This is a genomic window from Bacillus sp. Brlt_9 (genome assembly GCF_051948935.1).
Taxonomy (GTDB): Bacteria; Bacillota; Bacilli; order Bacillales; family Bacillaceae_G; genus Bacillus_A.
The window spans coordinates 210,437-230,970 of the sequence record NZ_JAYJLO010000004.1; the positions used below are offsets into that span (position 1 = coordinate 210,437).

At 34.0% G+C, this 20,534-nt stretch carries 20 protein-coding genes and 1 pseudogene; 5 read left to right on the plus strand and 16 right to left on the minus strand.

What is annotated here, in order from left to right; genetic code table 11:
• Positions 1–314: 314 nt before the first annotated feature.
• Both VF726_RS17575 and VF726_RS17580 read right to left on the minus strand, forming a co-directional pair.
• Positions 315–2,171, minus strand: coding sequence for an alpha/beta fold hydrolase (locus VF726_RS17575; RefSeq protein WP_440170611.1), 1,857 nt, complete (start codon positions 2,169–2,171; stop codon positions 315–317).
• Positions 2,172–2,229: 58 nt separating this feature from the next.
• Positions 2,230–2,796 carry a TetR/AcrR family transcriptional regulator gene (locus VF726_RS17580; protein ID WP_142286549.1) on the minus strand — a complete coding sequence of 189 codons (567 nt, stop codon included), beginning with the start codon at positions 2,794–2,796 and terminating at the stop codon, positions 2,230–2,232.
• A gap of 115 nt (positions 2,797–2,911) precedes the next feature.
• Here VF726_RS17580 and VF726_RS17585 point away from each other — a divergent pair.
• A pseudogene (locus tag VF726_RS17585) lies at positions 2,912–3,202 on the plus strand (hypothetical protein); the annotation flags it as partial.
• 408 nt (positions 3,203–3,610) lie between these two features.
• Here VF726_RS17585 and VF726_RS17590 read toward each other — a convergent pair.
• Together VF726_RS17590 and VF726_RS17595 are read right to left on the minus strand one after the other, a co-directional pair.
• Positions 3,611–3,934, minus strand: coding sequence for a PepSY domain-containing protein (locus VF726_RS17590; protein WP_440170613.1), 324 nt, complete (start codon positions 3,932–3,934; stop codon positions 3,611–3,613).
• Between the two features lie 20 nt (positions 3,935–3,954).
• Complete coding sequence (locus tag VF726_RS17595; protein WP_440170615.1) at positions 3,955–4,425, minus strand: hypothetical protein; 471 nt, start codon at positions 4,423–4,425, stop codon at positions 3,955–3,957.
• A gap of 423 nt (positions 4,426–4,848) precedes the next feature.
• Here VF726_RS17595 and VF726_RS17600 point away from each other — a divergent pair, with 423 nt between their 5' ends.
• Together VF726_RS17600 and VF726_RS17605 are read left to right on the plus strand one after the other, a co-directional pair.
• Positions 4,849–5,523: a response regulator transcription factor gene (locus VF726_RS17600; protein ID WP_440170617.1), complete on the plus strand. Its 675-nt coding sequence runs from the start codon at positions 4,849–4,851 to the stop codon at positions 5,521–5,523.
• Positions 5,520–6,893, plus strand: a complete 1,374-nt coding sequence (locus tag VF726_RS17605) for a sensor histidine kinase (RefSeq protein WP_440170619.1) — start codon at positions 5,520–5,522, stop codon at positions 6,891–6,893. Before VF726_RS17600 ends, VF726_RS17605 begins: the two co-directional genes overlap by 4 nt.
• Positions 6,894–7,037: 144 nt before the next feature.
• On the opposite strand, the gene VF726_RS17610 is transcribed toward VF726_RS17605, so the two are convergent.
• The 3 genes from VF726_RS17610 to VF726_RS17620 form a co-directional block, all read right to left on the minus strand.
• The gene (locus tag VF726_RS17610) at positions 7,038–7,253 is read right to left on the minus strand and encodes a hypothetical protein (protein WP_044793101.1); all 216 of its coding nucleotides are present in this window, start codon (positions 7,251–7,253) and stop codon (positions 7,038–7,040) included.
• A 361-nt stretch (positions 7,254–7,614) separates the two neighbouring features.
• On the minus strand, positions 7,615–9,060 hold the full coding sequence (locus VF726_RS17615) for a L,D-transpeptidase family protein (RefSeq protein ID WP_440170622.1): 1,446 nt from the start codon (positions 9,058–9,060) through the stop codon (positions 7,615–7,617).
• A gap of 934 nt (positions 9,061–9,994) precedes the next feature.
• The gene (locus VF726_RS17620; protein ID WP_440170623.1) at positions 9,995–10,414 is read right to left on the minus strand and encodes a hypothetical protein; all 420 of its coding nucleotides are present in this window, start codon (positions 10,412–10,414) and stop codon (positions 9,995–9,997) included.
• Between the two features lie 104 nt (positions 10,415–10,518).
• Here VF726_RS17620 and VF726_RS17625 point away from each other — a divergent pair, with 104 nt between their 5' ends.
• A complete protein-coding gene (locus VF726_RS17625; protein WP_440170625.1) occupies positions 10,519–10,809 on the plus strand; it encodes a hypothetical protein in 291 nt (96 codons plus the stop codon).
• A gap of 168 nt (positions 10,810–10,977) precedes the next feature.
• Here the strand turns inward: VF726_RS17625 and VF726_RS17630 are convergent, their stop codons facing one another.
• The 9 genes from VF726_RS17630 to VF726_RS17670 form a co-directional block, all read right to left on the minus strand.
• Complete coding sequence (locus tag VF726_RS17630; RefSeq protein ID WP_440170627.1) at positions 10,978–11,973, minus strand: D-cysteine desulfhydrase; 996 nt, start codon at positions 11,971–11,973, stop codon at positions 10,978–10,980.
• Positions 11,974–12,306: 333 nt separating this feature from the next.
• Positions 12,307–13,539 carry a DUF4073 domain-containing protein gene (locus VF726_RS17635; protein ID WP_440170629.1) on the minus strand — a complete coding sequence of 411 codons (1,233 nt, stop codon included), beginning with the start codon at positions 13,537–13,539 and terminating at the stop codon, positions 12,307–12,309.
• A 280-nt stretch (positions 13,540–13,819) separates the two neighbouring features.
• Positions 13,820–14,932: an aminopeptidase gene (locus VF726_RS17640; RefSeq protein WP_440170632.1), complete on the minus strand. Its 1,113-nt coding sequence runs from the start codon at positions 14,930–14,932 to the stop codon at positions 13,820–13,822.
• Between the two features lie 127 nt (positions 14,933–15,059).
• Entirely contained in the window at positions 15,060–15,311 is a 252-nt protein-coding gene (locus tag VF726_RS17645; protein ID WP_440170634.1) for a hypothetical protein, read from the minus strand.
• Positions 15,312–15,339: 28 nt separating this feature from the next.
• Positions 15,340–16,164 carry a lysostaphin resistance A-like protein gene (locus VF726_RS17650; RefSeq protein ID WP_440170636.1) on the minus strand — a complete coding sequence of 275 codons (825 nt, stop codon included), beginning with the start codon at positions 16,162–16,164 and terminating at the stop codon, positions 15,340–15,342.
• A gap of 109 nt (positions 16,165–16,273) precedes the next feature.
• Entirely contained in the window at positions 16,274–17,068 is a 795-nt protein-coding gene (locus VF726_RS17655; protein WP_440170638.1) for a MerR family transcriptional regulator, read from the minus strand.
• A gap of 171 nt (positions 17,069–17,239) precedes the next feature.
• A complete protein-coding gene (locus VF726_RS17660; RefSeq protein WP_440170641.1) occupies positions 17,240–17,665 on the minus strand; it encodes an ester cyclase in 426 nt (141 codons plus the stop codon).
• A gap of 156 nt (positions 17,666–17,821) precedes the next feature.
• Positions 17,822–18,736, minus strand: coding sequence for a class I SAM-dependent methyltransferase (locus VF726_RS17665; protein ID WP_440170643.1), 915 nt, complete (start codon positions 18,734–18,736; stop codon positions 17,822–17,824).
• A 194-nt stretch (positions 18,737–18,930) separates the two neighbouring features.
• Complete coding sequence (locus tag VF726_RS17670) at positions 18,931–19,404, minus strand: DUF4188 domain-containing protein (protein WP_440170645.1); 474 nt, start codon at positions 19,402–19,404, stop codon at positions 18,931–18,933.
• A 404-nt stretch (positions 19,405–19,808) separates the two neighbouring features.
• Here VF726_RS17670 and VF726_RS17675 point away from each other — a divergent pair, with 404 nt between their 5' ends.
• The gene (locus tag VF726_RS17675; RefSeq protein ID WP_440170648.1) at positions 19,809–20,390 is read left to right on the plus strand and encodes an ATP-binding protein; all 582 of its coding nucleotides are present in this window, start codon (positions 19,809–19,811) and stop codon (positions 20,388–20,390) included.
• The last annotated feature ends 144 nt before the right edge of the window (positions 20,391–20,534 follow it).

Consider the following 20,534-nt stretch of genomic DNA (forward strand, 5'->3'; position numbering starts at 1 on the left):
AAACCTTATAAAAAACAATTCCCCCCACCATTTACGTATTTTCATTTTTTCAGAGACAACCGTATAAGAGCTTTTATTAGTGCAAGTTCTCTTCGTTTATTAGCCATGCTACATATATGTTTGTTCATCGCATAAGTATAGCTTAGCTTTTCATCTGAATCGGTAAAACAGGATGAACCTCGGTGCTATACAAAACGTTCTGGGGGTGGTATGAACTTTTAACTTGATGGGCATAGGGTTGGGACCCCATACAGTACAATTTTATTTCAAAGACACAACAATCTTGCTACACACTTTTTATTTATCCCACACCCTCATCTGCTAGTATTACTATTTTTTATTACTAATGTTGCCGTTTCACTCGGATGGCTAAGAGGAAAATGATGGCCATATGGAACAAAATCAACCTTACCAAGATGCGATGGAGCAGAATAGCCTCTGTCATACTCCCCCCAAATAATGTGAAGATTATACTTTGTTAGTTCATTGAAATCATCTTGATCGTTTTTCAGTAATAAACTGTTAAGCTGAACCGTAGTATTTAAAATTCTAGGAGAAGTAAAACTGTTACTTATTTTTTCAATATAATGTTCAGGGATACTCTCCATACTTTCAAACAAACCATTACTTAATAAATATCGCTCTATTAAATTAGTAGTTGCCAATTTTAATGTCCATTTGTTCATAAATTGAGGAACATTTAGCGATTTAGCATTTTTTTTAGCAACAGGTGGCTGAAGTAAAGTGATTGCATACTTCTTATCTATGTACTCTTGTACCAATGCTTCTAGAAGAATAAACGCACCGAATGAATGGCCAATTAGATGTGCACCATCCGTAGCTTTCTCCAATAACTTTTTCACTACATTCAAATAGATATCTAGAAGATTTTTCTCTCGTTTAAAAGGAGAACGTCCCAAACCTGGAAGATCCAAAATCCATACAGGTTGACCAGTTTTTTCATGAAGCTCTTGTGCTAAAGGAAATAAATCCTCTCCACCACTCAATAAACCATGTAATAAAATAAACGGTTTACCCTTTCCTTGTAATTGGTAAAGGGTAGTGTTATCGCATAATGTTCGTTTAAATACATGATTATGCCGGCCATTTTGATACATCATTCGATAATCCAGATCAGCTACTACGGCAGGGAAAAATTTCATTACACTCGTCTTCTTAAACCAATCTCCTCCCATAATTTTTTTCGCTGAAACATTTGAAAATTTTTGTTTTGTAATAAAATTCAGTCCATCAGAAGGGATTTTTGTTATTTTACTTCCTCCACTATTCATAATTGCTTTCATAAATGGCATTGGAACAGAGATTTTTGGTGCCCTCATATTCATACTTTCCGACATAATACTTAATAATTCAGCAATGTTCTGATCGTGCTGTTTGTCTTCAACAAGTGTATATGTTTGAATAGTCGGTTGCTCCAATCTGAAAACCTGCACAATAAACTTCGCAAGCTCATCGTTTGAAATAAGTGGTAACCTATATCCCTTACCTCCAGGAATCACTGGCATGAGCCCTCTTCGCATACTCATCACAAGCAAACCTAATCCTGCTATCTGCTCTGTACTCCCTGTTTTACTACTACCGACTACAGTTGGCGGATTAATTACAGAAAGCGGATAACCTACTGCTGATGCCTGCTGACGGATATAGAGATCTGCTAAAAATTTTGTTCTCTCATATGGATTTTTTATTTTCAAATAATTGTTTCCTTCTTGAAACACATCAATTGCAATCTTACTATTTTTATCATCAAAGGGACTCATATAACCTACAACATGAATAAATTGTTGCAAGCCCTTCAATTGATGAATACTTTTAGCTAATTCACTAATATGTTTTGCGCCATTTACAAATACGGAAGATGCCTCTTTACTTGTCGCTTGAATATCCATGGGACCTCCTGCGTGAATAATCACATCCGTTTTCAATACTCTCTCCTTATCTTCAGCACTTAGACCTAAATCTATTTTCGTCAAATCACCTTCAATAAAGTGCATAACTGACTTTTTTAAGATGCCTCTTTCTTGAAAAAGGCGTATTGCTTTACTTTTCGACCTCACTAAAAGAAGAATTTTAACATCCTCTTTGGCTAATTGTTTCACTAATTGCTTTCCAATAAAGCCTGTTCCACCAGTTAAAAATACTGTTCTCATATAAGATCTCCTTTTTAGTACTATACAGTACTAATCTAATGTAAAAAAAATGCTTCTTTTATCGAAGCAATTTTAAAAAATGATCTGCTGTTTTCGTGATTACAGTTGCATCTTTCAATGTTTCTGAAATAAATAACGCTCCTTCAAGATTTGTAATAAAAAGGGATGCAACCTCATCAATATTAATCGTATTTCTGAATTCTCCATTCTCTACCCCTTGTTTAAGTAATAGAGAAACTTTCTCTTGTAATCCTGTAAAAAAAAGACCTATTTTTTCTTTTATTTGCGTGGCCTGTGTAGGACTTTGAATATAAAGAGTAATAAATGGACAGCCCCCCTTATACTCTCTCGACTGAACTCCTTGTGATAATTGCTTTAAAAACAGTTGGATACGATCTTCAACTAAAAATTGGTTCTGAGAAAGCACGTCATCAATTGCAGATTGATACATTTCAATCCAATAATCAACGACCCCTTCTAATAATACTTCCTTATTAGAAAAGTGATAATACACATTAGACTTTGAAACTTTGCTTACACGTACTAATTCATCCATACTTGTATAAGCAAACCCTTTTTCTAAAAATAATGTTGCAGCTACTTCAATCACACGTTTTTGATTCATTAATTTTACCTTTGTCATAACTAGAACTATATAGTACTAATTAGAATATTGCAAGTATTTATGTTAATTTACAAAAAATTTTGATTAAAAAAGTTCTACTAACATTGATTTTACTGCAAAAAATCCTAACCCTAATTATTTTCAAGATAGAAGAATTAAGAAAGGTACATAGTATATACAGATAGATATGGAGACGTTAATGAAATCTCTTCAACCAGGACAAACATGTGAAATAGCTGATGCTTATGTAGGTATGATTGATAAAGTTCCAGCTCGTGTAATTGCTCATCGATTAACAAAACAACAGCAAAATGGGCGAAAGTCTCATCGATATGAGAAAAAAACGGCCTTTGATATATTAGGTGTCGTTTACAATTGTACCCTGTCTGATAATCAAGCCGCTTAATTCAAAAAAGTGAAACCCGTTAAGGTTTATTTCGCATGCAAATCTTTCAATCACCTACACTTGCCCTTTAGAAAAAAGAAACAATCTCACCTAAAATTGACTTTGCATAAGCTTAGCTTGATAGCGATGGGGTACCGCCAGAATTCCGGAAAAAATTACGCTAAGAGTATACAAGATTTCATACAGTTTTTCGGTTAATCCAATAACAGACAAGAACCCTAAAACCGCACTAGGATAAGAATATAAAAAATGCATAGATCCATAGAACAAAAAAAGACGATTCCCTTGTGAAATTAGGGAACCGTCTTTTTCTTCGCTACCGATAACAAAAATTGTGTAAATAAGCTGTCCATATGGGCAGCTTATTTGATTTTTTCAAATACGTAATATTTATTTGTCGATATTTTCTCAATCTTCTTTATCGATTTCTATTGTACCTGTTCTAGCACTAACTTTTAAACTATTTAACAGATTATCAGGTGTCTTGATTTCCACTTCATATTCAAATGTAGATTGTGTTAAGTTGTCATCTTCTAATTCGAATTCTTTTTTCACGTTAATAATTTCTCCCTTTGTATGCGCTAAAGAAATTTCACGAACTTGTTTCTCTGTGTAGTTTTCATTCTTTTTTGCATAATTGTAACCCATACCATAATATCCACCAACAATCGCAATACCACTTACTAACATAGCAATTACACTTATCATTATTTTCTTTTTATGTTTTAACATTTTCATCCACTCCTTCATGATTAATCATCTATTCCAAATCTTGCTTCAAGCGCATTTTCTGCTTGCTCTAATTGATCTTCCAGTATATCGTGTTCTCTTTCTTGCGCTTTATATTGTTCAATCGTTATCGTTCCAGCATGATAATCTGCTTCTAGCTGATTATCAGATAGATCTATCTTGTCATCCAATTGATCAATTTCTTTTTTTGCTGCTAAGTACGTATTTAAGTTTTCTTCTTTTGCTCCAACTGTTTTCGTGTTATTTGCCTTTTCAACGATAGATGTGACTTCGTTTTTGAAATCTTGTATTTGTTTCGTATCATTTGTAGCAGGACCTGTTTTGTGTGGTTCTTGTTGTAGTTGAGAACTTTCTTTTTGCAATGTATCATTTTCCACTTTCAGTTGTTGTACTTCTGTATTTTTATCAGCTTGAGTAGAACAAGCTGTTAAGAATAAACAAGACATTGCTCCAATCAACATCGACTGTCTCATTCTGTTTTCCTCCCTTTACATGTGCACCTTATCCTTGCCTTTATATTACACAACAAACATTAAAGGAAGATTAATGTACAAAAAAATAAAGTGAAACTTTAATCAGTGGGGGTTTTCTTCATCCCCCACTGATTATTAGTTGAACCAATCGGACTTTTATGGGCAGTTGATCCCCCACCTAAATTCTTTGCTTTCGCTGAATTTTGAGATGGGGGTCTTACTGCCCATTAAAGCGGGATAAAGTGAAGACTTTTACAGATAGCCCGACTCCCCTTACCTCCCCCGCATTCGCCGAATTTTGAGGGAGGAGTCTTACTGCCTGTTAATGCTGGATAAAATGATATAATTAAATCGTTTCTAATCTTTCTTTAATGTTTTGGAATTATAGTGATACATATAAATAAGGAAAAAAGGAGAATGTTAATGCGAGTTCTTATTGTCGAAGACGAACAAGACTTACAAAATATATTGGTAAAACGATTAAATGCAGAACATTATAGTGTCGATGCATGTGGGAATGGAGAAGATGCCTTGGATTATATAAACATGGCTACCTACGATTTGATTGTGCTTGACATTATGATTCCCGGAATAAATGGTTTACAAGTATTACAAAAATTACGTGCAGACAATCATACAACTCCTGTCTTGCTTCTTACAGCTAAAGATACAATTGATGATCGCGTAACAGGACTCGACTTAGGTGCGGACGATTATTTAGTAAAGCCGTTTGCTTTTGACGAACTGTTAGCAAGAATTCGAGTGTTAATGCGAAGAAAAACAGGGAATACATCTAATGTGTTTGAAATTGCGGACCTAGTGGTAGATTGCAATATGCATAAAGTAACACGAGGAGACCAAGTTATCACTCTTTCCAGTAAAGAATTTGCTATTTTAGAATATATGATTCGTAATAAAGAAGTTGTGTTAACACGAGATAAAATTGAGCAACATGTGTGGAATTACGACTATGAAGGTGGCTCGAATATTATTGATGTTTACGTCCGCTATCTTCGTAAAAAAATTGATAGCCAGTTTGAAACGAAGTTAATTCATACAGTACGAGGAACTGGTTACGTATTGCGAGTAGAATCATGAGAAGACTATCAATCAAAATGAGAGTAACCCTGTGGTATACAGGGCTAATTGTAATTATTATGGCACTCGTGTTAGCTTTTATTTTAACTTCTTCAGATCAAGTTTTGCTTTTTAATATGAAAAATCAATTAAAGAGCACCGTAAAAGAAAGCATGGAAGATATCGAATATAAGCATGGACAATTAAAGATGGACGATGATTTTGAAACCTTAGAAGATGGAGTAAATATCAGCATTTATAATAAACAAGGTGAGCTGCTGGCAGGAAATAGTCCAACAAGCTTTAATAAAAAGATCACGCTTAAATCCGATGAAATACAAACCATTAAAGACGGTAATAAAGAATGGATTGTATATGATTTTCTCCATAATGCAGGCGGCGATGAGCAAGTCTGGATTCGTGGAATAATGACTATGAACCAATTATCATCAACGATGAATACGCTTATTGTCATAACACTCATCTCATTTCCATTACTTATTCTCATTGCCGCAGTAGGAGGATATTTTATTACGCAAAGAGCGTTTCGACCTGTGCAACAAATGAGTGATTCAGCCAGTAAAATCAGTGATGGTAAAGACCTTTCGAAGAGAATTCATTTACAAGGTTCACCGAAAGACGAAATGTATCATTTAGCACAAACCTTTGACAAAATGTTTGAGCGATTGGAGACATCATTTGAAAGTGAAAAACAATTTACATCTGACGCATCTCATGAATTAAGAACACCAACATCTGTTATTATTTCGCAATGCGAATACGCTTTATCACAGAGGCATAATCCGAAAGAAATGGAAGAATCGTTACAAGTCATTTTAAAGCAATCACGTAAAATGTCCGCGCTAATCTCACAACTCTTATTATTAGCAAGAGCTGACCAAGGAAACCAGAATACTTTTCAATTTGAATGTATCAATATGAGTGAATTAACGGAAATCGTTGTAGAAGAGCTTTCATTAATGGTTCAAGAAGCATCGATTGATATAACAACTCATATAGAGGAAAACCTGTTTATAAAAGCAGATCAAACATTGATGATGCGTTTATTAATGAATTTACTAACGAATGCGATTGCTTATAGCAAAGCGAACGGCACTGTGCATATGCAACTGTTCCGTGATGAAACCAACATAATTGGTAAAGTCTCTGATAATGGCATAGGCATCAGCAAGCAACATATTACGAAAATATGGGACCGCTTCTATCGAGTTGACGCAGCACGAACATCTTCAAGCACCGGAAATACAGGTTTAGGATTGTCGATGGTAAAATGGATTGTCGAACTACACGGAGGAGAAATTACGGTTGAAAGTAAATTAGGAGAAGGCAGTACGTTTACTTTTAAACTACCAATTGAAAAACAAGCATAATGTATGAATGTTTGTAGCTCCACAGTAAAGATTCTTCCATCTTTATATAAAAGTAATCGCTGCATTTTGTTCTGTTAAGTTCATATGCATACGGGAAAAATACCGAAATAAAACCCCAGAAATCCAAAGGTTTCTGGGGCTTCATTATATATTTAGCTCTTTTTGCTTTTTGTTTTGTTTATGTCTATAAAGTAATTTTCGACTTATTAGAGAAATCACTAATAAAGTCAGGATTAATACGATAAGTTGCATAAATGACAAATCAAAATATTTAGCACCTGTAACGATTAAAAGTGTAGAAATCGTGCCTTTTACAACGAAAAAAATAATAACCCATAATCCGCCTTTTTTCCAGTTCATTTTCTATTACCCTTCCCTACGTTTAAATTCATAAATGGAGCACCTTAATAGAAATCTATTATATTAACAAAAAATACATGTCTAATTAAATGCGACGATTCTATATTAAGTGAAAATGATATTCATTGTCAATTTTGTGGACTTTTTTAATTCTAATTGTCTCCATAATGTGACGATTTGACTATCCGCTTTATTTCATCTCGATCTATTTCCGTTTTCTTCCTTATCAGCTTCAAACAAAAAACACCTCCATTGAATGTGCGCACTTAGTATGCGAATTCAAGAGGTGTTTTTTCATGGACCATCAGGTAAAATTTCCTGCTTTGTTTATTCGTATAAGTTTTTAATACATAACTATTTTCTAGTACACAATAACTGGATCATATGTGTTCAAACTATCATACACAGTTTTCGCAACGTTAGGCAGAAGATTTACACACCCGCCTGATCCTCCTGTTAAGTAAGCATTATTTCCCCAGTCTTTTCGCCAGCCGGCATCATGGAATCCTTGGCCGCTATTTGTGAATGGAACCCAGTAATCTACTTTAACCGCATAATCAGCTTTCCCTACTGCGCTTCCTCTTAGTGTGTATGGTGTTCGTTTATATAGAACGTACCACACACCTGGTGATGTATCTTCAGCCGTGCTATGTTTACCCGTTACTACATTTGTTGTGACAACTAATTTTCCATCTTTATAAATCCAAATTTGTTGATCCGCAATGGAAACTTCGGCATACGTGTCCCCGATGCCATTATTCGCTGTTGTTTCATAGCCGATCCCTTCTTTCTTCCAACCATTCCCGTGAATATTAGAAGCAGAAAGCGATTTTTCACCTTTCTCGAAAGCTTCTTGCACTTGTTTTGTTTCTTTTTCCACATCTAGTGCCCAGCCGTAACCTTGACCTTTTACTGATATAACTGAACCAGAATGTGTTTTAAAAGCGAAGTCTTTATGTAATGTAGATTTAGCCTTATTAATTTCAGCAACCTTCTTCTGAATATCGCTCGCATCGATTGTCACTTTCATATCCTTTGACATAGACGCATTTTGAATTAAATCTTTTGCTTTTAATGAATACACTTCACCTTGTACTTTATAATCAACAGACTGCGTAAGAAGATTTTGTAATGCTTTCTCTTCTTTTTTAATAATTGGATCGTCTTCTTTAATAGGCTGTATGTATGCAGACTTCAAATGAATTTCACTTTTATGCTTCTGCTTGTCGTAATCTTTTAGTAGATTCGTAACGTCATATTGTTTCCCATCAACGCTCTTCGAAATAACAACTTTTCCTTGTTCGAGCTTCGCCATAGCATCTTGAGGCGCTTTTAATTTTTCATTCATAGAAACGAGCTTTTCTTCTACAAGCTTTTTCATCGTTTCATTGCGATACTGATCCGCTTCTTTCGGTAGCAATGAATAATCTTTTTCCTTTGCGGAAGGGAAAAATGTCCACTGGCTTTTTAATAATTTCTTAACTTGTGGCATATCTTTTTCCGTCAATTCTGTTTTTGTATCTTGTTCATCTAAAATTTGTTGTTGATCAATATAGACTTTGTTAGCTAGTCCAGATGTTTTTAATTTCTGTATTGCCTGATCAGCGCTCAAACCACCGACTTTTGTATCGTTAATCGTAACGTTTGAATTGAAATGAGTTGCCTGATAATAACTCACTCCCCCAATGAGAAGTGCAATTACACCGCCACCCGCTGCGATTAGCTTCCAATTTGTAAAACGTTTTCTTGTTCTTACCCGTTTTTTCTCAACTTCTTCAACAGATTCATTTACTATATTGTTATTCATCAATCTTTCCCCCGTATACATAAACGTCAATTGATTTTAAACCAAAACCATTGAATAGTGTACCTTATTTTTCCTGAAATTTCATTGTTTTAACCAAATTTTATCTCATTTAATCTATTAAAGTTAGATTTTTTAATAGAAAGATATATAAAGATGGTAAATAACGCGAAAAAGGACCATATCAATCGAGTTATTATGGAACCCATCGCATTTTGAAGGATGAAACTTTATAAACATCTTAACCTAGTAAAATAATTTTTAGAAGGTCCAAGTTAGAGACAGGCAGCATAGAATATCTTTTATTTATGAAAAATATCCACAAAAAATGACCTACATGTAGACTCTTTTTTGTGAATATTTTAATGCCGCATATTTTATTAATTTAAATGCGAACCGTGCTTCCTGCTTTTCACCAGGTTTCACAACCTCTACTATCGGCCTAACTAATTTCACCTTATGATCTTTATCATCAACAATTTCAAGTTTCTTTAAAACTATTATATATGTTTATACCACGCTTTGTTGACACGCTTAATCTTTATAGGTGTTGGATTTTTATATTCATCCTTTGGTGTAATCCTATTATTAGAACATCCTGCAATAGTGAGACAGCATGTAGCCAATAAAACTAATACTATTAATTTCTTCAAATAGCCACTCCTATATAAGGGAAATATTATATCGAGAAAATTAAACATAACATCGAATCTTTGTAAAAACAATATATTTCCTAGTATTATTATTCATTGGCGGATTAATGTATACCTTAATCCGCTTATACGCGTAGAACCTCATTCTCATCAAATCAATGTCCAATGTCCATTTTATCCGATTCTCAATGTTTATTCCAATATAAAGAAATAGCTATGTTTATTGAAAACTAAGTATCTCCCAAAATGAAAAATACGAACGGAATTCCTATAACCATATATACTTATTCGGCTAACTTCTCCCCTGTAACAATCCGAAACAAAGCGGCTACATGTTTCCCTTCTAATTGAGCGTACCGATTATCCTCCGCCTTAATTTCTACTTTATCCTTATTAGGGCTTACCCAAATTTGATACAACACAGCTTTTGCCTCTATTTTCGGATTTTTAAATTGAAAAATAAAGTGATAATCAGCTGGACGAGACATTTCGACTTTTTTATTTTCAAAAGCAGTATCATTTAATATTTTCTTTACTTGCTGAACTTGCTTATTATCTGTAACTACCTTCAAATCTTCATATTTATCATCCACATGTTTTTGCACTTTGATTGTTTGATCTTCATTTCCTAGTTTATTTGAACAACCGATTATTATGAGTATACATATGGTGATAATAACTAGAGACAAATTTCTAAATTTCATATTAATATCCTCTTTTCAATACAAAATATTTCAATTTGTAAAATAAAGGTAATTAATTTAAACTTAAAAATATAAATAATAAAGAGAAAGGAGTGTCTCGTTCCATGCAGTTACAAACATACACTTGGAAAAGTTATACGTTTCTCATTGTAAGTATATTCGTTACTATAAATCTCTTTCTCTTCTCACCTATTTTAGACAGAGCTGGAGTAGAATATGTTGTGCCTTTCGCCTATTTCATATTAGCTTCTGCTGTTATAGCAATCATATTAGCAGTCGTCTCTTTTTGTAGCCGAGCTGAGAAGAAAATTTTAGCCATTATCGGTTTATGTTTTACTCTATTTAACACAGTGATCATTTTATTTTTCCTTTGGTTTGGTTACCATTTCACTTAAGTGAAATACAAATAAATCCCATAAGACACAAATGAAATTAGTAAAATAGAAATACTGAGCACCGTGTATATAATCCATTTTAAACTTGAACTCATATATACCCTCCTCTCACCTTCTAATAATTCCAGTATATAACAAAAAGCATTGGATACCCAATGCTTTTTACTCTTATGCAAATAAAGATGTATTCGCATATAACGCTGGTGAACCACCTGAATGTACGAATAAAATGTTGTCTTCTTTATTAAATGTACCTTTTTTAATTAAGTCGATTAGTCCCGCTACCGCTTTACCTGTATACACTGGATCCAGTAAAATACCTTCAGTTTTCGCAAGTAATTGAACTGCTTCCACCATTTCCGGCGTTGGTAACGCGTAACCTGGTCCTACATATTCATCAAAGCATGTAACAGCTTCGCGTGAGATAAAGTTCGGAATACCAACGTGAGCTGCCGTTTCCTCTACAAGTTTTGCTACTTTCTCTTCTTGTTCGGCTTTTCCTCTACTTACGTTGATTCCAATTACAGGAATGTTACTTTGCGTTCCAGCAAAACCAGTAATTAAACCAGCGTGCATACCAGCGCTACCACTTACACAAACGACTGAGCTGAAATCAATTCCTTGATCGAATGATTGCGTCATTATTTCTTGCGCACAAGCAACGTATCCCATTGCACCAGTAGGATTTGATCCACCAACTGGTATTACATATGGTGTATTACCTTTTTCACTAACTTCTTTCGCGACTTTATGCATCTCTTCCATAAGATCTGCTCCGTTTGGTACAACAATTACATTTTCAGCACCTAGTAAATGATATAAGAAATAGTTTCCGTTAAAGTCTCGCTTCTCTTCTGGCTCAAGCCCTTCTTCTAATACAAGAATACATTTCATTTTTTCTTTTACCGCCGCTGCCAGTGTTAGACGGCAATGATTGGACTGAATGCCACCAGCTGTAATTAACGTATCCGCACCTTTTGCCTGTGCATCCGCAACTAGAAACTCTAACTTTCTCGTCTTATTACCGCCTGCTGTTAAACCAAGTAAATCATCTCGTTTAAAATAAATAGTCGGCCCACCAAGTGCCTCAGAAAAATTGTTTAATTTTTCAATTGGTGTATATGACTCTGTATATTTTTTTCTCGGGAATTTAGCTAAATTCATGAATAACGCTCCTTTTGTACTTCTTTCACAATGTATGTAACGATACTATTATTACATGTAAAAATGATGAAGTCATCTTTCTGGGGTAAAAATGTATTGGAATTCGGTTTTGGTGAATGGAATTATACGACACTTCGGATCTCAATATGGTACATGAAATTTATATCAGCGATTTTTCAAATATATCGTTCATAACTTGAAATATATCGGCGATTTTTCAAATATATCGTTCATAACTTGAAATATATCAGCGATTCGACATAACATATCGACTTACCGACAAAAAACGACAACACAAAAAGACCCACTCATAAAAAAGTGGGCCCTCTCCAATCACTTATTTTCCGAAAATCGAAGAAGCTGCGTTAATCCTGGTTCTAAATTCATTTCGCCTTTATGACGTACGTATACAGTTTTGTTCCCATCAAATTTTGGAGGGTTCCCTTTACTGTATGTGTGCCACTCATTCGTTCCTTCTACATTGTACTCCATATACTCTGTTGCACCGACAATTACATTTTTACTATCATCAGCTGTTACATCTGGTGCCATTTGTGCGACTTTCGCATCACTAATGAATAGCTTCTTTATATCCTTATCACGTTTATAATCGTAAGCTGTTACCATTACATCGTTACCATATGCTTTCACTTGTAACCCTTGTTTAAATGAATATCCATCTGGAGCAGTCTTCTCTCCGCCATTTGGTCCAGCTGACATCCAGCCTGTTTCAATACCACCCGTATTTACAACAGTAAAGCCTTTTTTATCTCCGCCTGCAATTTTCTTTTTACCAGCCCAGTCTGGTAAGTTTAAATCCCAATGCGTATGACTCGTGAAGAAAACAACTTGCGGATAGTCTTTTAATATATCGTACAATTTATCCACGTTTAAATAGTCATTTAAATACGGTGATTGTCTTGATCCAGATACTGTATCAGGTAACACGTGATGAGAAAAAATGAAGATTGGCTTATTTTTATCTTTTTGACTGTACTCTTCTAAATTTTGTTTTAACCAACCTAATTGTTCATCACTCATAAATACTTCATCCCACATTTTTGAATCGTGGTATTTCATATATTTTTCCGTTCCTAAAAATAAAAGCGGATAACCATCTAACTCTTTTTTATGGTACACCTTTTCTTGTCCGCTAAATTTCAAATATCGATTAAATAATGTTTCTTCTGCTACACCGTTTGGCCATGTACTTTGAGATAACTTCCCATCAGCTGTCCATTTACCAGCATAAAACTCATGATTCCCAACAGTTGACCATACATTCTCTGGATGTTTATTTGTATTTAACACACGCTTCACATCATCATATTGCGACTGCTGCCCAGTTGGCGTTATATCTCCATTCATAATAAGTGCTCTAGAAAGTGGCGTCACTTTGTTCATATCTTTTAATACGTGATCAAAATCCCCTAAATCCCCTTGAATATCACTAATAACGTTAAAAGTTGTAGCTGATTTTCGGGCTTGCTCTTTCCCTTCCGCATGTACTGAAAATGTCGGTAATAATGCCGCCATAACAGCTAACGAAGCAACTGCCTTTTTCATACAAATTCTCCCCCTAATAATAGAATGTACAAACTGACATGTTCTGCTTTCTCTTAGATGCTTGTCCAATTCACATTATAGAGAGCGATTGTAAAGGTAGATTGGGTAAAAAATTAAGTGTTTTTTAAGAGATTTTGTCTTTTTTACACGTCTAGTATAACAATTAGTACTAATTGTTATACTAATCTATTCATGTTAACCTAATGTAAAGTTATACGATAAATTACTTAGTTGGATACGTTGTGTTTTAATCTACTTTACATAAATTCAATAAAATACTTTATCCCTTCAAATGTTCTTCATTTAATCCGAATAACTCTTGTAAAATAAACCGCCCATCTTTTCTTATCAATACATCATCAAACCAAATTTCACCACCGCCATACTCTGGTCTTTGAATATTTACTAAGTCCCAATGTATCGCTGACTTAATTCCGTTGTCTGCACCTTGTAACGAATCTCCAATTGCTATATGATAACTACCATTTATTTTTTCATCAAATAACGTATTATTCATCGGGTGTAATATGTAGGGATTAAACGCTAGTGCAAATTCCCCTATATATCTTGCTCCCTCATCCGTATCCAAAATTTGATTTATTCGCTCTGTATCATTTGCATATGCCTCTATTATTTTCCCTTGTTTCACATGTAACTTTATATTTTGAAACGCATAACCTTGTTGAACGGATACTGTGTTACATGTTATTACTCCATTTACAGAATCTTTGACAGGTGCTGTATATATTTCGCCATCAGGGATATTATCCGTACCATCTCCCTTTAAAACGCCTATTCCTTCAATTGAAAACTCCAAATCTGTTCCTTCTCCAATAATCCTCACTCGTTTTGTCCTTTCCATTAATTCTTTTAATGGCTCCATTTCTTTTGACATATTGTTGTAATCTAGCGTACATACATCATAGTAGAATTTTTCATAAGCCTCCGTGCTCATATTTGCTTCTTGCGCAGAAGCCGCATTTGGAATGCGAGTTGTCACCCATCTCGTTTTATACACAGCTTCACTATGAGCTTTTCCAAATATCTTTTGATATAACTTCATTTTTTCTGCTGGTACATCTGCTAATTCATATGCATTTCTAGGGCTACGGAGATTAATATACACCTGCATTTTACTTAATCGATAACACTCCCAATCTGCTAACAACTTAAACTGTTCTTCAGATCCAGATAAAATTAATTGCCTTGTAACAGAAACGTCGCGCATTGATACATGCGCACACCCACCCGCTTTTTCTACAGACTTAATAATTTCACGAACGACTGCGGGATCTATTTCTGTAACACTTTGGATCAATACTTGATCACCAGGCTGCACTTTCGTAGAATGATTGACTAATACATCTGCTAATTCCGATAGTTTCTGCTTCATTACACCTTCGTCCCTTCACTACCATTTCAATACATGAATAAAAAAAGAGAACTACTTTCTTTAAGCATTTCTCCTCTCCGTCCAAACAATAGCTAAACATTATGAAAAGTATAACGTATGTATTCCATCAACTAGGTATCGCCGTTACATCTAAATAAAGAGTTCCTGGCAACATCCAAATGCAGCAAACGACCATAAAAGCCTTTTTCCTTGCCACTGCCGCAATTACTGCTAGAAAAGGAGGAAGTAAGAACATGAAAAATACAGTGATATATACTTCCTTATCAAGTACTTGATCGCTATACGGATTAAAATATAGAAAAACAATTGAAAAGATAAAGATACTTATGGCAGCGGCTACCCCTATATAATTTTTCATCATTCCCCGCCTTCCAATAGCAATGTACTTAATACTTTCCATTCCTGCTATCTATATCTTTCGCTCCATACAGAACTCTCTTTGGGTTCACAACAATTAAAACAACTGCAACTACTAAATAAAAAATCGCGTTATACATGATTAGATCAATTAAGTTTCCATTTATGATGCCAATAAAGAAATTAAAAAATTGATGGATAATGATTGGAATGATTAAATTTTGATTTAAGTTATAAAATGCAGTCATGACAATTTTAATGGATATGATAGAAATCATAAAAAATAATATATATTTGAATAAATCAACTCCTACAAATCCTGTAGTAAACCAAATTGGTAGGTGCCACATTCCCCACCAAAAACCAATAATTAGCGAAGCTTTTAATGGTGAATACTTCTTTTGAAGTTCAATTTGTGCAAAGCCTCTCCAGCCTAGTTCTTCTCCCAATGGCCCCGCAAGAAAGTTTTTAACAAAGAAATAGATTAGCATTTCCCATGAAGTGACAGTAAAAATAGAGCCTGCTTCACTATTTGTAGACTCGACAAATAAAATCATTAAAAATATGAAAGTTTGAATCACACTCACAATAAGTATTACAGAAACTTTAAGTTTATTTTTGAACTTGTCTTTTACAAATTGTATAAAGCTCTGCCCTGGATAGATTTTTTTGAATAGTACGGCAAAAGCAAAAGTTGAAGACCAAGACGATATACAAAACATTACATCAAAAACCCATGCTGGAAATCCTAGCATACTTATAGCTCCTACAAGCAAAAAAAGTGGCAGAAAAATGATATTGGTTAGTACAATAAAACTCGCTATTGGTTTTTTTAGTTCCTTTTCCCTATTCATGCACAATCCCCATTTCAAACTAAGTATTTCGTAAATATAATAGTATTTATACTTACGGATACTTTCAGCTTAAACCTGGGGGTTACTCACAGGTCAATACATGTCTACACTATTTTACAGGTGCATAAATTTCTAAAAATATACGCTCAAGTTCATCTTCATATGTGGTAAGTAATATATTTATATACACTAGCCCCAAAAGTTCATGCCCTTGTTCTATCGCTGCTTTTCTTAAACTGGATTCCACATTATGGTCGATACTTTCCCCACCAGTTGCCCACCTTCCATCTTCAATAACTGTATAAATACATTTTGGATGCGATAGAATTTCACCTTCTAAATCTTTATCAAAGTCCTCTACCTTTCTTACAATTATAAATTTATCTTCTATAATACCTTCTTCGTTGAAATTTATAACTCTTCGTAAAGATGTTAAAGTAACTGCTTTTTTTAAACTATCCGTATTCTTTTTCAAAGATTCAAATTCATCATACGCAGTAAAATGCTCTATTTCTCCGTTTACTTCTAAAGGCTTCATGTCTTTTACTACGTATTCCCCTAAGAATTGCTTTATTTTTTCGCAATCTTCTTTTAGAATTTGAAGCTTTTTTAAAAGAAGTTTTTTATATTCTATCGCCTCTAAAACTTCTTGTTCTTTCTCTTCGAACAATGATTTTATTCCCTCTATACTCTTACTTTTTCTTAATTCCTGAATTTTTTTTATTTCGATATCCATTTCCCTATAGAAATTGACCGTTGTTATATCATATATATCAAAATGATTATATTTTCTATATCCATTCTCAATATTTTGCTTCGGCTTGACCAAACCTTTTTCCTCATAAAACTTCAAAGTATCTCTAGATACATCTAAAAATTTAGCAACTTGTCCAATTGTGTACATTACGTTCTCCTTTACCATTGCTACTTGACTTTTACATTCATACTACATATTCTTTAAACCAGCGAATTCCCCTTCCAATAACCTTTCACTTACACCAACTCACTCTCTTATTTTTCATAAAAAAAGACACAGAGATTTCTCTCCATGCCTATTTATAGCTTTAAAAGTTAACTACTGGATATTTTTATTGCGCTCTAATTGGTTTTGAACTCCTAACCTATCAATTTGAATCCAATACTCTGCAATTTTCCCATCTTCTACTCTATACACTGCACTTGCTATTTGAATGATTGGAAGTCCTGTAGGTTCATATCCATCGATTTCTCCTACATGCATACCTACTTGTTTCCAACGTACATATACTTTACTTTCTTGTACTAAAAATTCTTGAATTTCTAAAGAAAAATTACCGTATACTTCAATCATCTCTCTTACATGTTCAGCATAATCTTCAGGTGTTCTACAAACTGTTTGTTCTTCTTCAGATACAATTTGATGTGCCAATACTTTTTCTGCCATTAATTGATTTGAATAATCAGGATTATTCCCCGAACGTACCTCATCAAAAAATTCTCTAACAATTTGTTCTGGCGTCATTTAAAAACCCCCTTATTAAGAAATCCAATACTAATCATATTGTATTTTAATCTACCTATTAAAGTAAACTGATTCATTTGTACAATAAAAGGACAAAATTTCTTCTTTCTTAAGAAATCCCAATTGTTTCCCCTGAAAATTCACAATAATAAATCTCTACTTCTTTACCGCATGTACATAATGTACCGTCTCAAAAGCTTTCAAATAATCATTTCGTCCTTCAAAATATAATGTATTTATGTCCTCTGGTGATAAATGCTCATAAATGAGTAAACCCGCCTTCTCTAACAATGCTTCCATTTCGGTATAAGAAAAACACGATTTCATCGGTTCCCCGCCTACTGCAGCCATTTTTACCATATTTTCAACTCGATTAGACAATCCTTTTTCCGTAAATAAGTTTTCATCCGGATAATCGAAAACGATAGAGCTCCCCTCTGGAACCATCTCGAATAAGTATTCTATTAAACTAGAAAGCTCCTCTTTCGTTAAATAGTACGTAACACCTAATAGACTAAAGAAAGTCTTTTTGTTTTCAAATCCTTCATTTACTAATGCTTGCTTCGAGAAATCTTTAGTGAAATCCATCGAAACAAAATGAAGGTTGCTTGGAATTTCATACTCTGCTTCTTTTATTCTCTCCTTCTTAAACTTTTGCGTAGAAGGATGATCCACTTCAAATATTTCTATTTTATTTTCTAACTCTCTGTGTCTAAAACTGAATGCGTCTAAGCCCGCACCGAGTACGACGTATTGTTTTGCGCCTAATGTAATTTCATGTAGTAATACTCTTTCACAATATGCCGCGCGGGCCAAAGGTGTTGGTGATAATTGAACTTGTGTAATCCATTTTAATATTTCTTTCGGATTGTCTTGAAATCTCTCTGCAATGTCTGTATTGAAAAAATGTATTCCTTGAATCATGTTCGTTTCAATATCGTTACGTTCTTTTTGTGAAATGAACTCTTTAGCTACATAATCATCAAATATTTTCGGACGATCAAATTCACTATGATATGCCCTGCTGAAAGCTGATACTAACGACGTTACACTTGCTTCACCTTTTTTCACGCACATACACTCTCCTTCATTTTCACAACAAAAATAGGGTTCCCCTGGCCAGGAGAACCCTATTATACACGTTATTTTTATATTGGTAAATTATAGAATAAATAAGTTTTTTTGTCAAGTTTTCAGCCCACTATCACTCCGATCCTTTGTATATTCTCTAGTAGAGAAATCAAATTACACATATACTATTCCGATTATTTATCCATTCTTTTTTGAGCAGTATTAGTATCTTGAGATACTGGTATATGTTCGGTAGCTCTAGATAAACCTGTTTTTGGCATATTAACATAGATTGCTTCAGAAGCACCTTTTTCTATTTGATATGTTTCGTGAAAAACACCGACACTCCCATTATCTTTAATCTTATTATTGTATGATTTCCAAGCATTTGAATGATTTTTTCCGTGGGCATAGTTTACTAATTCATCGAATCCCTTCCAGTATTGAATTAAGATCACCTTTCTCCAACTAAAGAAGAATTCTGTATGTAAGAAACCCCATTGTGGGTTTTGATACAATTCTTTAATCATAGGTCCCATAGCATTAAAAACTGGTATCCACTTCCAAAATTTTAATAGGTTATTAATACGCATACCAATAATAAAAACAACAAATTCTTGATCCTTACTATTAGCTATATGCCTGCCGTTAAAAATTTTAGCTCCCACTTTACTCCCCCTTTTTTACTGAACATAAAAAATGTGCAGCTCCCAAATAAACCATAACACTTTCCCATGAATTTTCCAATTAATTCAACAAAGCTTATGAAAAGGTGTATGCTTCCTACCTTTTTATTATTTATATTTGTTCTAAATTTACTTTTCACTAGGAGCATTTTCATAATATATTTCAATAGCGATAGCATCGCCGCTCCCTTTCAAAACAGAATATTTTTTAGTTCATTTCAGTTAGGACAACACCACATCACACTTTTTTCACATTGGGAAATGATTGGATACATAAGTTTTTTTGTGAATTTTCTAACCCACTAACACTTTGTATATTCTCTGGCAGGAAAATTGTCGATTCACACCGAACATTCCATATTATAAAAATACACATGGAGGCCGATATGAAACGATTCGTCATTATTACGGTAGGAAAGACTCACAGCGGAAAAACTACATTTGCTAAAGAACTAGAAAAAGAGTTACCCCACTCTTTCGTTATGGATCAAGATAACCAAGCAAAATTTATTAACACGCATTATGAAAAGTTACAGCCGACTGAAGGCACCAATACCTTTAAACACGGTCTTTCGAAATTCATTGTTGATTATGCAAAAGAACATACGAGTTTACACCTTATTATTAGTAACTCCAATCGCAGTAAAAACGGAAGGTTATATTTACTAAACGAATTATTTCCACAAAATGAATATATACGCATACTCGTTCATTTTGATATTCCAGATGATGTACTTTACGGAAGAGTAGCTCGAAGCACGCGAAGTACGAATATTTTTAGAGGTGATTATTCTAGTTTCAAAGAAGTACTCGATCGACAACAGTCTGAATCACTTCACGAAGATGTGGTAGATCCTATAGAAAACGAGGCTGATTATTTGTTTGTTATTCGTAATAGTAAGGATGTAAACCCTACTATAGAAGAAATTGTTCACCTAGCTAAAGATTTATCCCCTACTCCAAAATAGGAGACTATGAGAATTACATAATGATAGATTATTATGCAAATACTTCCTCTAGACATCGTACATGGTATATAATGATGTAATAATCTATTTTTATATGCTCAATTTTACACAATAGAGTGCATTCATAGGAAAGAGGTACAAGAA

Bases quoted from the DNA above. Each gene is read 5' to 3' on its own strand.
- VF726_RS17620 (WP_440170623.1), bottom strand. From the start codon at position 10,414: ATGAAATTTAGAAATTTGTCTCTAGTTATTATCACCATATGTATACTC.
- VF726_RS17645 (WP_440170634.1), bottom strand. From the start codon at position 15,311: ATGAAAAATTATATAGGGGTAGCCGCTGCCATAAGTATCTTTATCTTT.
- VF726_RS17635 (WP_440170629.1), bottom strand. From the start codon at position 13,539: ATGAAAAAGGCAGTTGCTTCGTTAGCTGTTATGGCGGCATTATTACCG.
- VF726_RS17655 (WP_440170638.1), bottom strand. From the start codon at position 17,068: ATGTACACAATTGGACAAGTTGCTAAATTTTTAGATGTATCTAGAGAT.
- VF726_RS17575 (WP_440170611.1), bottom strand. From the start codon at position 2,171: ATGAGAACAGTATTTTTAACTGGTGGAACAGGCTTTATTGGAAAGCAA.
- VF726_RS17610 (WP_044793101.1), bottom strand. From the start codon at position 7,253: ATGAACTGGAAAAAAGGCGGATTATGGGTTATTATTTTTTTCGTTGTA.
- VF726_RS17640 (WP_440170632.1), bottom strand. From the start codon at position 14,932: ATGAAGCAGAAACTATCGGAATTAGCAGATGTATTAGTCAATCATTCT.
- VF726_RS17595 (WP_440170615.1), bottom strand. From the start codon at position 4,425: ATGAGACAGTCGATGTTGATTGGAGCAATGTCTTGTTTATTCTTAACA.
- VF726_RS17615 (WP_440170622.1), bottom strand. From the start codon at position 9,060: ATGAATAACAATATAGTAAATGAATCTGTTGAAGAAGTTGAGAAAAAA.
- VF726_RS17650 (WP_440170636.1), bottom strand. From the start codon at position 16,164: ATGAATAGGGAAAAGGAACTAAAAAAACCAATAGCGAGTTTTATTGTA.
- VF726_RS17675 (WP_440170648.1), top strand. From the start codon at position 19,809: ATGAAACGATTCGTCATTATTACGGTAGGAAAGACTCACAGCGGAAAA.
- VF726_RS17605 (WP_440170619.1), top strand. From the start codon at position 5,520: ATGAGAAGACTATCAATCAAAATGAGAGTAACCCTGTGGTATACAGGG.
- VF726_RS17590 (WP_440170613.1), bottom strand. From the start codon at position 3,934: ATGTTAAAACATAAAAAGAAAATAATGATAAGTGTAATTGCTATGTTA.
- VF726_RS17600 (WP_440170617.1), top strand. From the start codon at position 4,849: ATGCGAGTTCTTATTGTCGAAGACGAACAAGACTTACAAAATATATTG.
- VF726_RS17580 (WP_142286549.1), bottom strand. From the start codon at position 2,796: ATGAATCAAAAACGTGTGATTGAAGTAGCTGCAACATTATTTTTAGAA.
- VF726_RS17625 (WP_440170625.1), top strand. From the start codon at position 10,519: ATGCAGTTACAAACATACACTTGGAAAAGTTATACGTTTCTCATTGTA.
- VF726_RS17630 (WP_440170627.1), bottom strand. From the start codon at position 11,973: ATGAATTTAGCTAAATTCCCGAGAAAAAAATATACAGAGTCATATACA.
- VF726_RS17660 (WP_440170641.1), bottom strand. From the start codon at position 17,665: ATGACGCCAGAACAAATTGTTAGAGAATTTTTTGATGAGGTACGTTCG.